Origin of the sequence: Streptomyces antnestii (assembly GCF_004005495.1) — a bacterium.
Classification (GTDB): Bacteria; Actinomycetota; Actinomycetes; order Streptomycetales; family Streptomycetaceae; genus Streptomyces; species Streptomyces antnestii.
On sequence record NZ_RZYA01000062.1, the window covers coordinates 1 to 821 of the forward strand.

Sequence of the window (821 nt, forward strand, 5' to 3'; positions counted from 1 at the left end):
CGCCGCGACGCCTACCGACACGTCTCGAAGACGAGCATCAAGTACGGGCAGCAGTCCGCACAGCTCAAGGACATCCGGGCGTTCGCCCCGGAACGTCAGGGCCGCTGGTCGTTCTCGTCGCAGCAGGCCACCTTGCGCCGCCTGGACAAGGCGTTCGCCGCGTTCTTCCGCCGGGTGAAGGCCGGTGAGACACCGGGGTATCCCAGGTTCCGGGGCGTGAACTGGTTCGACACCGTGGACTTCCCCAAGGACGGCGACGGCTGCCGCTGGGATGCCACCCCGCGCGACCCCGTCACCCGTGTCCGCCTCCAGGGCGTCGGGCATGTCAAGGTGAACCAGCACCGGCCCGTGGTCGGCAAGGTCAAGACGGTGTCGGTCAAGCGTGAGGGCAGGCGCTGGTACGTCATCCTGACCGCCGAGCAGACGCAGCCCGAGCCGCTGCCCAAGGCCGGCTCCGTGGTCGGCATCGACATGGGCATAGCCAACTTCCTCGCCGACTCCAACGGCGAGTTCGTACCCAACCCGCGTCACGGCCGCAAGGCCGCCGCCACACTCGAAGCCTCACAACGCGCCCTCGCCCGCTTCCCCCGTGTCCGCCGGGACAAGCGCACCAAGAACCACCAGCAGGCCGTCCAGCGCGTTGCAGACCTGCACCGCAAGGTTCGCCGTCAGCGCCTGGACCACTCCCACAAGACAGCTCTTGACCTCGTTCGTGAGCACGACTTCATCGCGCACGAAGACCTCAAGATCCGCAACATGGTCAAGGCCCCCGCGCCGAAGCCGGATCCCGATCAGCCGGGCAGCTTCCTGCCCAACGGGGC

General features: G+C 68.1%; 1 protein-coding gene. It reads left to right on the forward strand.

From position 1 onward, the window contains the following. On the forward strand, nt 1-821 hold an 821-nt coding region (locus tag EOT10_RS40950; protein ID WP_146003158.1), incomplete at both ends, for an RNA-guided endonuclease InsQ/TnpB family protein.